Genomic DNA, 15,729 nt, shown 5'->3' on the forward strand with positions numbered 1-15,729 from the left:
TTCAAATGCGATTGCCCTGGTCTCCACCAATTCTTGCGGCAGGTGGTAGGCCAGCTTGTTGAAATGCTCGGTGTGCAGGTCGAGTTCGGCCTTCCAGTCGGCGGGGTTCATGTCGGTGACGGAAGCAAACTGTTCGCGGCTGAAGTCCAGACCGTCCCAAGTGATTTCGTCGTAGGTCGGGCTGATGCCGAAAGCGTGGTCTTCGCCCTGCACCTTGCCTTCAATGCGGTCGATCATCCACTTGAGCACGCGCATGTTGTCGCCGTAGCCCGGCCACACGAACTTGCCATCAGCACCCTTGCGGAACCAGTTGACACAGAAAATCTTGGGCAGGGTGTGGCCCGATTCTTCCAGCTTGTGCTCCATGTCCAGCCAGTGCTGGAAGTAGTCGCTCATGTTGTAGCCGCAGAACGGCAGCATGGCAAACGGATCGCGGCGTACCACACCTTGCGCACCAAAGGCAGCGGCGGTGGTTTCGGAACCCATGGTCGCGGCCATGTAGACGCCTTCCATCCAGGTGCGGGCTTCGGTGGCCAGCGGCACCGTGTTGGAGCGGCGACCACCAAAGATGAACGCGTCGATCGGCACACCGGCTGGGTCGTCCCATGCGGCATCCAGCGCCGGGTTGTTGGTGGCGGCCACGGTGAAGCGGGCGTTGGGGTGGGCGGCCTTGGCACCCGTTTCTTTGGCGATTTGCGGTGTCCAGTCCTTGCCTTGCCAGTCGATGGCGTGGGCCGGAGCCTCGCCCATGCCTTCCCACCACACGTCGCCATCGTCGGTCAGCGCGACGTTGGTGAAGATGACATCCTTGTCCAAGGAGTTCATGCAGTTGGGGTTGGTCAGGGTGTTGGTGCCCGGGGCCACGCCAAAGTAACCGGCTTCGGGGTTGATGGCGTACAGCTTGCCGTCGGCGTGCGGCTTGATCCAGGCGATGTCGTCACCGATGGTGGTCACGTTCCAGCCGTTCAGGCCTGCCGGCGGAATCAGCATGGCAAAGTTGGTCTTGCCACAGGCGCTGGGGAAGGCGGCGGCCACGTGGTACTTCTTGCCCTCAGGGCTGGTGACACCCAGGATCAGCATGTGCTCGGCCAGCCAACCTTGGTCGCGGCCCATGGTGGAGGCAATGCGCAGCGCCAGGCACTTCTTGCCCAGCAGCGCGTTGCCGCCGTAGCCCGAGCCGTACGACCAGATTTCGCGCGTTTCGGGGTAATGCACGATGTACTTGGTGGTGGGGTTGCACGGCCAAGCGGTGTCTTGTTGGCCTGCGGCCAGCGGTGCGCCCACGGTGTGAACGCAGGGCACGAAGTCGCCATCGGCACCCAGCACGTCGTACACGGCCTTGCCCATGCGGGTCATCAGCTTCATGTTGGTCACGACGTAGGGGCTGTCGGTCAGCTCGACGCCAATTTGGGCGATGTGCGAACCCAGCGGGCCCATGCTGAACGGAATCACGTACAGGGTACGGCCAGCCATGCAACCGTCAAACAACGGCTTGAGGGTGGCGCGCATCTCGGCGGGGGCCATCCAGTTGTTGGTCGGGCCGGCGTCTTCCTGCTTTTCGGAGCAGATGTAGGTGCGGTCTTCCACGCGCGCCACGTCGGACGGATCGGAGCAAGCCAGGTAGGAGTTGGCGCGCTTGGCCGGGTTGAGCTGTTTCAGGGTGCCCGAAGCCACCATTTGCTCGCACAGGCGGTTGTATTCCTCTTCGCTGCCATCGCACCAGACGATGTTGGCGGGTTTGACCAGATCGGCAATTTCTTGCACCCAAGCAATCAGCTTGGCGTGTTTGACGTAGGCGGGCACGTTCATGGGGAAGACTCCAAAGGTTGAAAAAGCGGATGTGGAAAAACGTCGCACGTCAAACACTCAACCTGTGCAACGGTTTTCCAAATCCTGTTTTCACAACACCGGGGCCGACCAAGGGGGTGCGGTATTTTACGCATGGTCGGCAAAATGTGTGCGAAAAAGTGGCTGTTGGGGCCATTTTTAGGTCAATCGCACCTTTTTGGTGCAAATCTACGCTACCTCAGCCGCTACCACCCGCACCACGTCGGCACCGTAGGCTTCGAGCTTTTTGTGCCCCAAACCGGGGATGCCCGCCAACTCGGCCACGCTGCGGGGCTGGCGTTCGGCAATGGCGCGCAGGGTGGCATCGTGAAAAATGACGTAGGCGGGCAGGTTGTGCTCACGCGCCACCCCAGCACGCCAGGTTTTGAGTGCGGCCAGGGTCTCACGGGCGGCGGTGTTGAGGGTGGCTTCGCTGGCGGCGGTGGCGCGCTGGCGCTCCACGCGGTCGCGCAGTCGGGTGCGGGGCTCGGTGCTGGCCACGCGCAGGCGCACCTCGCCCTCGCCCTTGAGCAGCGGGCGCGCTGCCGCACCAAGTTGCAGGGTGTTGTGGTGCTGGCCATCGACCCACACCGCCGCGCGCGCGATGAGCTGGCGCAGCAGGCGTCGCCATTCGGCCTCGGCCAGGTCGGTGCCGATGCCAAAGGTGCTCAAACGCTCGTGGCCGTGTTGCAACACCTTGTCGGTGCGCTTGCCACGCAGGATGTCGATGATGTGCCCAGCCCCAAACGCGATGCCGCTGGCCTGCTGCACCCGGTACATGCAAGAGAGCCACTTGCGCGCGGCCTCGGTCGCATCCCACGTTTGCGGCGGGTGCAGGCAGTTGTCGCAGTTGCCGCAGGGCGGGCTGGTTTCGCCAAAGTAGGCCAGCAAGCGCACACGGCGGCAGTCGGTGGCTTCGGCCAGCGCCAGCAGCGCATCGAGCTTGCCGCGCATGACGTGCTTGAACTCGTCGGTGGCGGGACTGTCGTCGATCATGCGGCGCTGGTTGACCACGTCTTGCAAACCGTAGGCCAGCCAGGCCTGGGCCGGTTCGCCATCGCGGCCCGCCCGGCCCGTCTCCTGGTAGTAACCTTCAATGTTCTTGGGCAAGTCCAGGTGCGCCACAAAACGCACGTCGGGCTTGTCGATGCCCATGCCAAACGCGATGGTGGCCACCATGACAATGCCGTCTTCGCGCAAAAAACGGTCTTGGTGGCGCTGGCGCAGCGCCGCGTCCAGCCCGGCGTGGTACGGCAAGGCGTTGAGGCCCGCGGCGGCCAGTTGCGCCGCCACGTCTTCCACCTTGCGCCGCGATTGGCAGTACACCACCCCCGCATCGTGCGCGCGCTGACCGTTAACGGTGTGGCTGTGTTCGTCGCGGATGAAACGCACCAGCTGTTGCAGCGGGCTGTCCTTCTTCTCGGCAATCGTGTAGCGGATGTTGGGCCGGTCGAAACTGCTGACAAAGTGTTGCGCCTCTTGCAGCCGCAGTTGCTGCACGATGTCCTCGCGCGTCAAAGCATCGGCGGTGGCGGTCAGGGCAATGCGGGGCACACCGGGAAACCGCTCGTGCAGCGCGGCCAGGCCCCGGTAATCGGGCCGGAAGTCGTGGCCCCACTGGCTGACGCAATGGGCTTCGTCAATGGCAAACAGCGCCAACTGGCCACGCTCGTACAGCGCGTGCAACTGAGCCATGAAACGCGGCGTGGTCAGGCGCTCAGGGGCGGCATACAGCAGCGTCAATTCGCCCCGGAACAGGCGGCGCTCGACCGCGTTGACTTCGTCCAGACTGAGGCTGGAGTTGAGGTAGGCGGCGGCCACCCCGGCCTCCAGCAGCGCACCCACCTGGTCGTGCATCAGCGCAATCAGCGGCGAGACCACCACCGTCACGCCCTGCCCCGCACGCTGGCGCACGATGGCAGGCACCTGGTAGCACAACGACTTGCCCCCACCCGTGGGCATCAGCACCAGCGCGTCGCCCCCGGCACCGACGTGGGTCACGATGTCCTGCTGGCGGCTCCGGAAGCGTTCGTAACCGAACACCTCGCGCAACACGGCCAAGCAAGCCTGCTTCACAGCATCAGAGTTCATGCGACAGGTAACGCTTGCGCCAGAAGAACACGCTCAGGCCCACGGCAATGGCCCCCATCGACAACATGGCCCACCAAAAGCCCGCTGAGGTGTGCAACAGCGGCATGAATTCAAAGTTCATGCCGAAGATGCCCGCCATCAGGTTGAGTGGCAGGAAGATGGCCGTCAGCGCCGTGAGGGTGCGCATGATGTCGTTGGCGCGGTGGCTCTGGGCCGAAAAGTGCATCTGCACCGCCGCCTCGGCACTTTGTTCCAACCGCCGCACGTGGTGTACCACGCGCTCGATGTGCTCCAGCACGTCGCGGCTGCGCACCTTGAGCAGCTCGAACTCGCGCTGCCCCTCGGGCGTGCTGGCCACAGGCCAGCTGTTGAGGGCCTCGATCCAGTCTTGGATGGCGGCGCGCTGGTCTTCGCAGATTTCGTCCAGCTGGTGCAGCGACAGGCGCGCGTCGAGCAAGCTGTTCCAGTTGTTGAAGCGCGTGCGCGGGTCGAGCAACTCGCTTTGCCAATGGTCGAGCTGGCGCGTGAGTTCGCGCCGCAGCTCCAAGTAACCGTCCACCATGTGGTTGACGAGCCGCAGCATCAGGTCGGCGGAGCTGGTGGGCATCAGGCGCGCAGCGGTGGCGCGGGCGTCCAGCCGGGTGTCGATGCGCACGAACGGCGCCACCGGGCTGTCGGCCAACAACACGGGATCGGGCTGGTGGTCTTGGAAGCGCACAGCACGCGCATGCGCCTCGGCGGTGCCCAGCAGGCGCGCGGCGTAGGTCTCGCGCACCGCGCAGTCGGTGGGGTGGATGGTGATGAGCAGCTGGTCGAACAGCGCAAAACCGACCGGGCTGGTGTCGATGCGGCGCAGCACGGGCGGGCCGCCCCGGCGCTGCGACTGGTGCAGCGGCTGGCCAGGCTCGCTCAGGTTGGTCTCGCTGCGGCCCTGTGCCAGGCGGCGGAACACCAGCACGTCGTACTGGCCGGTGTAGTCGTAGTGCGAGGGCAGCTGCTTGTTGAGCAAATCCGAAATGTGCAAATCCACCAGCTGTGCCCCGCACAGGCTCAGCAGGCAGTGCTGGACTTCGGTCTGCAGCAGCTCGAACTCGCGCCGGCCCAGCGCCACCCAGACAAAACCCTGCGCGGGCAAGGCCTCGGGCAGGGTGTCGGTTTCGGCCACGTTAAAGCCCTGGATGTGAAAGACACGCATAGGCGGTGCGTGGGGCGCTCTCAGGCGGGGCGGGCGGGGTGGGCCGGGCTCACAGGTCGAGCAGCAGGCGGGCCGCGTCGCGGGCAAAGTAGGTCAGCACGCCATCGGCACCGGCGCGGCGGAAGGCCAACAGGCTTTCCATCATCACGGCATCGTGGTCGAGCCAGCCGTTTTGCGCGGCGGCCTTGAGCATGGCGTATTCGCCGCTGACTTGGTAAGCGAAGGTCGGTACCTTGAATTCGTCCTTGACGCGGCGCACCACGTCCAAGTACGGCATACCGGGCTTGACCATGACCATGTCGGCACCTTCGGCCAAGTCCAGCGCCACTTCGCGCAGGGCTTCATCGGTGTTGCCGGGGTCCATTTGGTAGACTTTTTTGTCGGCCTTGCCCAAGTTGGCGGCACTGCCCACGGCATCGCGGAACGGGCCGTAGAAGGCACTGGCGTACTTGGCGCTGTAGGCCATGATGCGGGTGTGGACGTGGCCACGTTGCTCCAGCGCCTGACGGATGGCACCGATGCGGCCGTCCATCATGTCGCTGGGGGCCACGATGTCCACACCAGCAGCGGCTTGCGTCAGGGCCTGACGCACCAGCACTTCAACGGTTGCGTCGTTGACGATGTAGTTTTGGTCGTCGAGCAAACCGTCCTGGCCGTGGCTGGTGTAAGGATCCAGCGCCACATCGGTCATCACACCCAGGGTAGGGAAGCGCGATTTGAGCTCGTGCACCACGCGCGGGATCAAGCCGTTGGGGTTCCAGGCTTCGCGGCCATCGGGGCTTTTGAGCGCGGGGTCGATGACCGGGAACAAGGCCATGACGGGGATACCCAAGTCCACGCATTCCTGCGCCACCGGCAGCAAGCGGTCCAAGCTCAGGCGCTCTACGCCCGGCATGGAGGCCACGGGCTCACAGCGGTCGTGGCCGTCCAACACAAACACCGGGTAAATCAGGTCGTACACGGTCAGGTGGTGTTCGCGCACCAAGTTGCGGGTGAACACGTCGCGGCGCAAACGGCGCGGGCGCGACAGGGGAAAAGGAGCGGGATGGTTGGCGTTCATAGAAGCGTATTGTGGCAAATGGCGCGTTGGGCGCGGTTTCAAAACGGATCAGGTATCGGCATCGAGCGCAAAACGCTCGCGCAGCGCGTCGCAGAAAGCGGCGGTACCGGTGATGGTCAGAGTGTAGGTCAGGCGCGGCACGCCGGGCGTACCGGGCCGGGTGTGCCACTGGCGGTGTACCGTGTCGTAATCCAATGCCAATGGGGTGGCCACTTCTTGTACAGCTTGCACCTCGGCATCCCAATCGCCGCCGTCGTCCAGCGGTGCGCGCACACCGGCAAAGTCGCACGCCGCCCACGTCAACACGGCGGCCATTTCGGCCTGCACCACTGCCGCCTGGTGCGGTGTGACGCTGGCCATGGCATCAAAGGTGCCGTGACCGTGGTCGTCCTCGCTGTAATCGAAAGTGAGGTAGCGCAGAGGGGCAAAGGAGCTCATAAAGAAGGCGGCAGATGAGGTGGCACTTCAGGCATTGCCGCTTTGCTGGGCCAGCAGCGAACGCGACAACAGGCCGATCAGGCTTTCGACCAGCACCGGGTCGGTGTCCAGCGTGGGCACGTCCACCCCAATGCGGGTGCAAATTTGGTCGATCATGCGTTCGGCCTCGGCCACATGCTGCGGGGACAGGCTCAAGCCACGCACCTCGCACAGGTAGTCTACCGCCTGCTGGGCCAGGGTGGCGCAGGCTTCTTTGCGGGCCAAGGCGGCCAGTGTGCGCTGCTGCGTGAGCGTGGTGTAAAAAAAATCACCCAACAGCGCCACCAGTTGTGGCGATTGGGACTGGATGAGCCGGTAGCCCGGCAGTTGTTTGACCGTGTCGGCCAACACTTGGCGCAGGTAACGCTCGTTGTCGGCGGTGGGCGTGAGGTTGCGCTGCTCGGTCAAGTAACGCACCACCTGCTCCAACAATGTGGGCGCGGCCAGCGCGTGCCAAGCAAAGTCCACCCCCTGCGCCACGTAATCGCTCAGGGGGCGCTGTTCTTCCAGTGCCAAGTCGGCAATGGCCTTGAAGCTGTGCAAACTGGGTTCGAGCAGCTGGGCCAGTTCGCTGGCGGGGGTGGAGGACATGCCGACCATCTGAAGTGTTGAACAAGGGATGGCGGCATTGTAGGGGGCAGCGTCCACGCTACGCTATGGTGTGTCGAAAGTACCACTTGGAAAAAATCATGCAATTGCAAACACTGCTGGGCGTGGCATTGCCCATTGTTCAAGCCCCGATGGCTGGGGTACAAGACAGCGCGCTGGCGCTGGCGGTATCGAACGCCGGAGGACTGGGATCGCTGCCGTGTGCCATGCTCACCCCAGACGCTTTGCGCCAAGAACTGGAGGTGTTGCGCCACGGCACCGACCGCCCGTTCAACCTGAATTTCTTTTGCCACACAGCGCCTACACCCGATGACGCGGCACAACAAGGGTGGCTCGACTTGTTTGGCGGTTATTACCAGACTTGGGGCATAGACCCCGCCACCGTGGGCGCGGGCGCGGCGCGGGTACCGTTCAACCACGCCATGGCCGAACTGGTGTGCGAGTACCGTCCTGCGGTGGTCAGTTTTCATTTTGGCCTACCCGCCCCCGAGCTGTTGGACATGGTGCGCCGCAGCGGTGCAAAAATTGTGTCGTCGGCGACCACCGTAGCCGAAGCGCGTTGGCTGCAAGCGCACGGGGCCGATGCCATCATCGCGCAAGGGCTGGAAGCCGGGGGCCACCGGGGCATGTTCTTGTCGTCCGACCTGAACACCCAGTTGGGCACGCTGGCGTTGCTGCCGCAAGTGGTGGACGCGGTACAGGTGCCGGTGATTGCCGCTGGCGGCATTGCCGACGCGCGTGGCGTGCGGGCCGCCTTGGCGCTGGGCGCAGCCGGGGTGCAGGTGGGCACCGCTTACCTGTTGTGCCCCGAGGCCCGCACCAGCAGCTTGCACCGCGCCGCACTGCAAAGCGAGCAAGCCCACACCACCGCCCTGACCAATGTTTTCACCGGGCGGCCCGCACGCGGCATCGTCAACCGGCTGGTGCGCGAACTCGGCCCCATGCACCCACAAGCGCCCCAATTTCCGCTGGCCACCGCCGCCTCCGCGCCGTTGCGCAGCCGCGCCGAAAGCGCGGGCAACAGCGACCTCTCCCCACTGTGGGCGGGGCAGAACGTGTCGGGTTGCAAGGCCATACCGGCTGGGCGGTTGACACAGGAGCTGGCACAGGCACCTACTTGAACTGGATTTGTACGGCAAATTGCCGTACATTTACTTCTGAAAGGACAATCCCATGCCCACAGCCACAGCATCAGCCCGCCTGGAGGCCAGAATCAGCCCCGACCTGCACACCCTGCTCAAACGCGCCGCCGAGCTCGAAGGGCGCACCCTGACCGATTTCGTCATCACGGCGGTGCAAGCAGCGGCGCAACGCACCATCCAGCAAGCCGAGGTGGTGCGGCTGTCGCTGGCGGATCAGGAATGCTTTGCCCAAGCACTGCTGTCGCCGCCCCCACCCGCCCCGGCGCTGCAACGCGCCTTTGCGCGCCACCAGCGGCTGGTGCAGGCCGGATGAGCCACGCCCCATTCCGGGTGGTGCCGCTGGACAGCACGCACAACCGCAACGCATTCGACAGCGGGTCAGCCCCGCTGAACCGCTATCTGCGCGAACAAGTCACACAAGACGTGCGGCGACGGGTGACGGCCTGCTTTGTGGCCCTGAATGCTACCCACCAGATCGCGGGCTACTACACGCTGGCCTCGGCCAGCGTGCTGCTGAGCGACCTGCCAGCCGCTACCGCCAAAAGACTGCCGCGCTACCCCACCGTACCTGCCGTGCGCATGGGGCGGCTGGCCATCGACCAAAACTTTCAAGGGCAAGGCTTGGGCAGTGCGCTGCTGGCCGATGCCTTGCAACGCGCTGCACGGGCCGAAATCGCGGCGTATGCGCTGCTGGTGGATGCCAAGGACACCCAGGCTGCCGCGTTCTACCAGCACCACGGCCTGCTGGCGCTGCCCGATGCACCACTGACGCTGTTTCTGCCGCTGGCCACGGTGCAGATGCTGCACCTATCCAGCGCGGCCTGAAACCAGAATCGACAACAAAACGGCACCCTCAGGTGCCGTTCCATCATTTCGGGCTCAACCCGGATATCCTCACGCCTGACCGGCCTTGACCTTCAAGCGCCAAGCGTGCAGCAGCGGCTCGGTGTAACCACTGGGCTGGGCCTTGCCCTTGAACACCAGGTCTTGCGCGGCTTGGAATGCGGCACCGTTCTGGTGGTCGACCAGCGACTTGTAGGCCGGATCACCCGCGTTTTGGCCGTCCACCTTGGCGGCCATGCGCACAAAGGTGTCACGCACTTGGGCTTCGGTGACAACACCGTGGTGCAGCCAGTTGGCCACGTGTTGGCTGGAAATACGCAGCGTGGCGCGGTCTTCCATCAGGCCAATGTCGTTGATATCGGGCACCTTGGAGCAGCCCACGCCCTGATCCACCCAGCGCACCACGTAGCCCAGAATGCCCTGGATGTTGTTGTCCAGCTCCTGCTGCTTCTCGGCTTCGCTCCAGTTGGCTTCGGCCACCACCGGGATGGTCAGCAGGCTGGTGAGCAGGGCTTGCGGATCGTCGCCAGCGCGTTCGATCTCGGCTTGCACGTCGGCCACGTTGACCTGATGGTAGTGCAGCGCGTGCAGGGTGGCTCCGGTCGGGCTGGGGACCCAAGCGGTGTTGGCGCCGGCCTTGGGATGAACCACTTTTTGCTTGAGCATTTCGGCCATCAGGTCGGGCATGGCCCACATGCCTTTACCGATCTGGGCCTTGCCACGCAGGCCGCATTGCAGGCCAATCAGCACGTTGCGGCGCTCGTAGGCGGCAATCCAGGCGCTGCCCTTGATGTCGCCCTTGCGCATCATGGGGCCGGCCAACATGGCGGTGTGCATTTCGTCGCCGGTGCGATCCAGGAAGCCGGTGTTGATGAACGCCACGCGGCTGGCGGCGGCGGCAATGCAGGCCTTGAGGTTGACCGAGGTGCGGCGCTCTTCGTCCATGATGCCGAGCTTGACGGTGCTGTCGGGCAAGCCCAGCAGCTGCTCCACGCGGCCAAACAGTTCGTTGGCAAAGGCCACTTCCGCCGGGCCGTGCATCTTGGGCTTGACGATGTAAACGCTGCCCTTGCGGCTGTTGCGAATGCCGTTGGCACCGTGGCCTTGCAAGTCGTGCAGCGCGATGGTGGTGGTCACGACCGCGTCCATCACACCTTCGGGGATTTCCTTGACGCTGCCGTCGGCGGCGGTGTAGAGGATGGCCGGGTTGGTCATCAGGTGGCCAACGTTGCGCACGAACATCAGGCTGCGGCCATGCAGGCGCACCTCACCTGCGCCGTTGGCGGCGGTGTAGATGCGGTCGGCGTTGAGGCCACGGGTCAGGGTCTTGCCGCCTTTTTCAAACGATTCGGTCAGCGTGCCCTTGAGGATGCCCAACCAGTTGTGGTAGCCCAGCACTTTGTCTTGCGCGTCCACGGCGGCCACGGAATCTTCCAAGTCCAGAATGGTGGACAGGGCGGCTTCCATCACCATGTCGCTGATGCCAGCTGCGTCGCTGGCCCCGATGGTGGTGTCGCGGTTGATGACGACATCGATGTGGATGCCGTTGTTTTGCAGCAGCACCGAGCTGGGACTGGCCGCATCACCCTTGTAGCCCACGAATTGGGCCGGGTTGCACAGGCCGGTGCTGCCGCCGTTGGCCAGTGCCACTTGCAGTTGGCCGTTGACCACGCTGTAACCGGTTGCGTCTTTGTGCGAGGCGTTGGCCAGCGGCGCGGCTTGATCCAGCACGTTGCGGGCAAATTCGATTACCTTGGCACCGCGCACGGGGTTGTAACCGGTGCCTTTTTCAGCGCCATCGGTTTCGGGGATGGCATCGGTGCCGTACAGCGCATCGTACAGGCTGCCCCAACGCGCGTTGGCGGCATTGAGTGCGTAGCGGGCGTTGAGGATAGGCACCACCAATTGCGGGCCGGCCATCGTGGCCAGTTCGTCGTCCACGTTGGCGGTGGTGACTTGGGCTTGCTCGGGCACCGGCACCAAGTAGCCAATCTGCTCAAGGAAAGCGCGGTAAGCGTCCATGTCGGCAATCGGGCCGGGGTGGGCGGTGTGCCAAGCGTCCATTTCGGTTTGCAGGCGGTCGCGCTCGGCCAACAAAGCGATGTTTTTGGGGGCCAGATCGGCCACGATGGCATCAAAACCCGCCCAAAAATGGGCACTCTCCACGCCTGTGCCGGGCAGCACTTGGTCTTCAACAAAACGGAACAACTCGGTTGCCACTTGCAGGCGGTGGACGGGGGTGCGTGCGGTCATGACATCTCCAACAAGGTCAATACAAAAATCCAGAACCGGGCAGCCGCAGCAGCACGGTGACATGGCTCTACTGTATGCGAGGTCGGGCCCGAAATTGTTCACCCCAGCACACCATCAGTCGTGACTTTTTTACACATAATTCACCCATAATCAACTGAACTCCGTAGGTATTCTGCGGGTATCAGGCTCCCCCCTACCCGACCCAATACCCACCGTGACCCTGTACACCCAACTCCAAACCGTCAAAAGCGAAGAAGACGTCAAAGACGCTTACATCAAAGCCCTCGGCCTCAAGGGCTTTACCAAGGGCTTGATCGACATCCAGACCAAAGAAATCTGGTTTGAAGCCAAGGACAGCGGCAAGAACTCCACCTACGCCATGTTCACGCAACTGCTGCACTATGTGCAGGTCGCGCTGGACAAGGGCGACCATGTGCCAGCCTTGCTGGCGGTGATCGACACCGAGAAGGCAGCGATCATGAAGACCGCCGACGTGCTGCCCTTCCTGGCCAGGAAGACCGTCAAATGGGGCAAGTCCGCCAGCCAGTACACCCAGGAGGCGTTGGACGAGATCTCGGCCCACATCGGCACGCACTTCGTTTCGTTCAGGATTTCGACGCACGAGGACGAATTCCTCGGCACCGTGAAGGCAGCGATCAAGTCTGGCGACATCATCCGCACGCAGATCACGCCCGACAACCTCAAGCAGGTGTTTGACAAATGGGTGGCCATGATCGGGCGCGAAATTGGGGGCGTGGCCGAAGAAGACTACGCCCTGCTGTTCTTCGCGGACATCATGCACGACGGCACGGTATCCACCCACGCCAACCTGCCCGCCGAGCTGCTGCACAAGAACGGTGCCCCGGTGTTCAGCCTGGCCGGGAAAATGTACGAGCTTGGCAACAAGGAGGGCTACCGCCAGTTCTGGGCCATTTACCACAAACCGCCCAAGTCGGAATACCGCGACTACCTGCTGGAGCGCCGCGACAGCCTGATTCCGCTGGACGAACGCAGCTTCAAGGGCGCGTATTACACGCCGCTGCATGTGGTGGACAAGGCCTACGACAAGCTGGCCGAAACGCTGGGCAAGAACTGGCAGCGCGAGTACATCGTGTGGGACATGTGCTGCGGCGTGGGCAACCTGGAAGTCAAGCACAGCAACCCGCGCAACCTCTACATGAGCACGCTGGACCAGGCCGACATCGACGTCATGAAGGCCACCAAGACCTGCGTGGCCGCGCAACGCTTCCAGTACGACTACCTGAATGACGACATCGCCGATGATGGGCAGATCGACTACAGCCTGAGCAACAAGGTGCCGCAGGGGCTGCGAGAGGCGATTGCAGCGGGCAAGAAAATTTTGGTATTGATCAATCCGCCGTATGGCGAAACGGGGTCAGGCATTGGCAAGGGGGGCATGAACAAGAAAGGTGTTGAGCAAACGCGCATCAACGCCAGCATGACCCGCACCGGGTATGCCAGCAAGGAGCTTTTCGTGCAATTTCTGGTGCGTATTGCCAAGGAGTTGCCAACGGCTACCTTGGCCATGTTCAGCACGCTGAAATATGTAAATGCGCCCAACTTTGAGAAATTTCGCCACACATGGAACGCCGCGTATCTGGGTGGCTTCATCGTGCATAGCAAATCCTTTGACGGATTGAATGGCGACTTCCCCATCGGTTTTCTGATTTGGAAGACTGACCAGGATGCAAAAAAGCGAATGCCCATTGCAGAAATCACGGTCGAAGTCTTGAACAAGAAAGCCGAGCAAATCGGGGAAAAGAAGTTCTACCACCTGCCCAGCACCAGCTATCTCAACGTCTGGATGGACAAGCCCGCCACCAACGACGAACTGGCCCTGCCACTTTCCAACGCTTTGAAGGTGTCCAGCAACCCTCGGCTGAAAAAGGCCTGCGACAACATGCTGGCCTACCTGTACGCCAGCAACAACGACTTGCAACATGCCGGACAAGAAACCTGTATCACCTCGTCCATTTTTACGGGTGGCAACGGTGGTGGCTTGTACATCAAGGCTGAGAATTTATGGCAAGCGGCGGTCGTGTTCACTATGCGTCTTCTTGTCAAACACACATGGATCAACCACAGCGATCAGTTTCTGCAACCCACTGGGGAATTGACGGGCGAGTTCAAAACCGATTGCTTGCTGTGGATGCTCTTCCACGGCAAAAATCTCACGGCCAGCGCCAACGACATCGAATGGAACGGCAAGAAATGGTCGCTGGTCAACCACTTCATCCCCTTCACCGAGGCCGAGGTGGACGCGCCCGATCGCTTCGAGTCCGACTTCATGGTGCAGTACCTGGCCGACAAGACCCTGTCGCCCGAGGCCCAAGCCGTGCTGAACGCCGGGCGCGTGTTGTGGAAAGCCTACTTCGCCCACACCGATGTGCGCACCGTGCGCGACGAACTCAAGCTCAACCGCCCCGACGTGGGGTGGTACCAAGTCCGCAAAGCCCTGGAAAAGCGCAACGCCAGCGGCGACGTCCGCCCCGTGGCCTTTGGGCCTTTCGAGCAAGCCTACCAAACCCTGAGCGACAAACTGCGCCCGCAGGTATTCAGCCTCGGCTTTTTGCGCTGAGTCCCCCTGCATGGACAAACTCAAAGCCATGGCCACATTTGCCGCCGTGGCCACGCGCGGCAGCCTGGTCGCTGTCGCACGGGCAGAAAGCGTGGCGCCCGCCATCATTGGGCGCCGCCTGGACGCGCTGGAAGCCGCCTTGGGTGTCAAACTCATGGTCCGCACCACCCGGCGCATCACCCTCACGCACGAAGGCAGCGCCTATCTGGAAGACTGCCAGCGCCTGCTGGCCGACATTGCCAACACCGAGGCCAGCGTGAGCGCGGGCGGGCGGCGCGCCACCGGGCACCTGCGCCTGACCGCACCCGCCGGTTTTGGCCGCCGCCACGTGGCACCGCTGGTACCGCACTTTCACGAGCTGCACCCGGAGGTCACGGTCTCGCTCAACCTGAGCGACCGCGTGATCGACCTGGCCGCCGAAGGCTACGACTGCGCGGTGCGGGTGGGCGATCTGCCCGATTCCAGCCTGGTCAGCGTGCGGCTGGCCGACAACCGTCGCCTGTGCGTGGCCACGCCGCGCTACCTGCAACAGCACGGGCGGCCCCAGCACCCGCGCGATTTGGTGCGCTTTCGCTGCCTCACGTTGTCGTCCGATGCCTCGCAAACCCGGGGCTGGGCCTTTCTGCTGCCCGCAGCCCACCCCGGCAAGCCGGGCGAGCTGATCCACCTGCGCCCCCACGGCCCCATGGACTGCACCGACGGCCAAGTGCTGTACGAATGGTGCTTGGCTGGGCACGGCATTGCGTGGCGCAGCACTTGGGAGGTGGAAGCCGATGTGGCCGCAGGCCGTCTGGTCACGGTACTGGACGACTTTGCCGCCCCGCCCAACGGCATCTACGCCGTGTTTGCACAGCGCCAGCACCTGCCCCTGCGGGTGCGGCTGTGGATCGACTTCCTGAAAACCCGTTACGGCCAGCCCGATTTTTGGTCGCGCTCAGGTGCAAACTGAACTCATTCACACCATGAAAACGGCACGTACAACAACGCATCAAGGGCCTGAAATGCACGAAGACGCAACCGCTGGACTGAACAACGGCTACCGCGCCATGGCAGCAAACCAAACGCGCGAAGCTGAAGCAATGGCGTGGTGCGATGCACTGGCAAGAAGCACAGCCGCCGACGAAGTTCCGATCAAAACACTGCCATGCACAGATTCAAAAACAAACGTGCGGGCTTCCGACAGCACATGACATCAAACTACATTTGAGGCAGCTGTAACGACCAGCTTAAAGTGAAACCACCCAACGATGTAACGGCACGGAATACTGCGCGATCCTCTGACCACCCTTCCGTCCCATGCTGTTCGTTTTGTATCCCCAGTCACCTTCATAAATCCGGTTGTTGTGGGGCAGCGAGATGAACAGTCGGCCATCACCAGTAACTTTTGCTTCAGCCGAAAACGGCACGCCGCCCGTTGTTGCCAGGTTAGCCCGGATATTTCACCATAGCCCGTAGAAATGAGGACGACATTGCCCTTGAAATGCCCGAACATCGAGGTATCGAATCTGGATGAGAGGACGGGCAATGCCGAAACCAAACTGTACACCGCAAACAACTGCCGATGAGGTTGGCGTGATTGATTTTGGCCGACTGGGCCGACGCAAGATCGAGGGCCGCTTCGATGGCGGCAGCA

The 15,729-nt window shown here is 63.0% G+C and carries 13 protein-coding genes; 6 read left to right on the top strand and 7 right to left on the bottom strand.

The window, feature by feature from the left end:
- The 6 genes from CON76_RS10155 to CON76_RS10180 all read right to left on the bottom strand — a co-directional run.
- The coding region (locus tag CON76_RS10155) for a phosphoenolpyruvate carboxykinase (GTP) (protein ID WP_101103245.1) at nt 1-1,809 on the bottom strand (1,809 nt) is incomplete at its 3' end.
- 207 nt (nt 1,810-2,016) lie between these two features.
- Nucleotides 2,017-3,918 carry a DNA helicase RecQ gene (gene recQ / locus CON76_RS10160; protein ID WP_101103246.1) on the bottom strand — a complete coding sequence of 634 codons (1,902 nt, stop codon included), beginning with the start codon at nt 3,916-3,918 and terminating at the stop codon, nt 2,017-2,019.
- Nucleotides 3,908-5,113 (bottom strand): magnesium transporter CorA family protein, encoded by a 1,206-nt coding sequence (locus tag CON76_RS10165; protein WP_101103247.1) that lies wholly within the window; start codon nt 5,111-5,113, stop codon nt 3,908-3,910. The genes recQ and CON76_RS10165 overlap by 11 nt, the downstream gene beginning before the upstream one ends.
- Nucleotides 5,114-5,162: 49 nt before the next feature.
- Entirely contained in the window at nt 5,163-6,173 is a 1,011-nt protein-coding gene (gene hemB / locus CON76_RS10170; protein WP_101103248.1) for a porphobilinogen synthase, read from the bottom strand.
- Nucleotides 6,174-6,221: 48 nt separating this feature from the next.
- The gene (locus tag CON76_RS10175; RefSeq protein ID WP_101103249.1) at nt 6,222-6,611 is read right to left on the bottom strand and encodes a hypothetical protein; all 390 of its coding nucleotides are present in this window, start codon (nt 6,609-6,611) and stop codon (nt 6,222-6,224) included.
- Between the two features lie 27 nt (nt 6,612-6,638).
- The gene (locus CON76_RS10180; protein WP_145995411.1) at nt 6,639-7,241 is read right to left on the bottom strand and encodes a hypothetical protein; all 603 of its coding nucleotides are present in this window, start codon (nt 7,239-7,241) and stop codon (nt 6,639-6,641) included.
- 98 nt (nt 7,242-7,339) lie between these two features.
- On the opposite strand from CON76_RS10180, the gene CON76_RS10185 reads away from it, so the two are divergent.
- From CON76_RS10185 to CON76_RS10195, 3 genes are read left to right on the top strand one after another with little or no spacing between them, the layout of a single operon-like run.
- The gene (locus tag CON76_RS10185) at nt 7,340-8,380 is read left to right on the top strand and encodes an NAD(P)H-dependent flavin oxidoreductase (RefSeq protein ID WP_101103256.1); all 1,041 of its coding nucleotides are present in this window, start codon (nt 7,340-7,342) and stop codon (nt 8,378-8,380) included.
- Between the two features lie 52 nt (nt 8,381-8,432).
- The gene (locus CON76_RS10190; protein WP_101103251.1) at nt 8,433-8,714 is read left to right on the top strand and encodes a type II toxin-antitoxin system TacA family antitoxin; all 282 of its coding nucleotides are present in this window, start codon (nt 8,433-8,435) and stop codon (nt 8,712-8,714) included.
- A complete protein-coding gene (locus CON76_RS10195; protein WP_101103252.1) occupies nt 8,711-9,226 on the top strand; it encodes a GNAT family N-acetyltransferase in 516 nt (171 codons plus the stop codon). The genes CON76_RS10190 and CON76_RS10195 overlap by 4 nt, the downstream gene beginning before the upstream one ends.
- Nucleotides 9,227-9,295: 69 nt before the next feature.
- Here the strand turns inward: CON76_RS10195 and CON76_RS10200 are convergent, their stop codons facing one another.
- The gene (locus CON76_RS10200; protein ID WP_101103253.1) at nt 9,296-11,497 is read right to left on the bottom strand and encodes a malate synthase G; all 2,202 of its coding nucleotides are present in this window, start codon (nt 11,495-11,497) and stop codon (nt 9,296-9,298) included.
- A 214-nt stretch (nt 11,498-11,711) separates the two neighbouring features.
- On the opposite strand from CON76_RS10200, the gene CON76_RS10205 reads away from it, so the two are divergent.
- The 3 genes from CON76_RS10205 to CON76_RS12895 are packed head-to-tail and all read left to right on the top strand — an operon-like array spanning nt 11,712 to nt 15,286.
- A complete protein-coding gene (locus CON76_RS10205) occupies nt 11,712-14,096 on the top strand; it encodes a hypothetical protein (protein WP_101103254.1) in 2,385 nt (794 codons plus the stop codon).
- 10 nt (nt 14,097-14,106) lie between these two features.
- Nucleotides 14,107-15,045: a LysR family transcriptional regulator gene (locus CON76_RS10210; RefSeq protein ID WP_101103255.1), complete on the top strand. Its 939-nt coding sequence runs from the start codon at nt 14,107-14,109 to the stop codon at nt 15,043-15,045.
- A 13-nt stretch (nt 15,046-15,058) separates the two neighbouring features.
- Complete coding sequence (locus tag CON76_RS12895; RefSeq protein ID WP_145995412.1) at nt 15,059-15,286, top strand: hypothetical protein; 228 nt, start codon at nt 15,059-15,061, stop codon at nt 15,284-15,286.
- The last annotated feature ends 443 nt before the right edge of the window (nt 15,287-15,729 follow it).

Origin of the sequence: Macromonas bipunctata (genome assembly GCF_002837135.1) — a bacterium.
Lineage (GTDB): Bacteria > Pseudomonadota > Gammaproteobacteria > Burkholderiales > Burkholderiaceae_C > Macromonas_A > Macromonas_A bipunctata.

Bases quoted from the DNA above. Each gene is read 5' to 3' on its own strand.
- CON76_RS10190 (WP_101103251.1), top strand. From the start codon at position 8,433: ATGCCCACAGCCACAGCATCAGCCCGCCTGGAGGCCAGAATCAGCCCC.
- recQ (WP_101103246.1), bottom strand. From the start codon at position 3,918: ATGAACTCTGATGCTGTGAAGCAGGCTTGCTTGGCCGTGTTGCGCGAG.
- CON76_RS10210 (WP_101103255.1), top strand. From the start codon at position 14,107: ATGGACAAACTCAAAGCCATGGCCACATTTGCCGCCGTGGCCACGCGC.
- hemB (WP_101103248.1), bottom strand. From the start codon at position 6,173: ATGAACGCCAACCATCCCGCTCCTTTTCCCCTGTCGCGCCCGCGCCGT.
- CON76_RS10175 (WP_101103249.1), bottom strand. From the start codon at position 6,611: ATGAGCTCCTTTGCCCCTCTGCGCTACCTCACTTTCGATTACAGCGAG.
- CON76_RS10185 (WP_101103256.1), top strand. From the start codon at position 7,340: ATGCAATTGCAAACACTGCTGGGCGTGGCATTGCCCATTGTTCAAGCC.
- CON76_RS10165 (WP_101103247.1), bottom strand. From the start codon at position 5,113: ATGCGTGTCTTTCACATCCAGGGCTTTAACGTGGCCGAAACCGACACC.
- CON76_RS10195 (WP_101103252.1), top strand. From the start codon at position 8,711: ATGAGCCACGCCCCATTCCGGGTGGTGCCGCTGGACAGCACGCACAAC.
- CON76_RS10180 (WP_145995411.1), bottom strand. From the start codon at position 7,241: ATGTCCTCCACCCCCGCCAGCGAACTGGCCCAGCTGCTCGAACCCAGT.
- CON76_RS12895 (WP_145995412.1), top strand. From the start codon at position 15,059: ATGAAAACGGCACGTACAACAACGCATCAAGGGCCTGAAATGCACGAA.
- CON76_RS10200 (WP_101103253.1), bottom strand. From the start codon at position 11,497: ATGACCGCACGCACCCCCGTCCACCGCCTGCAAGTGGCAACCGAGTTG.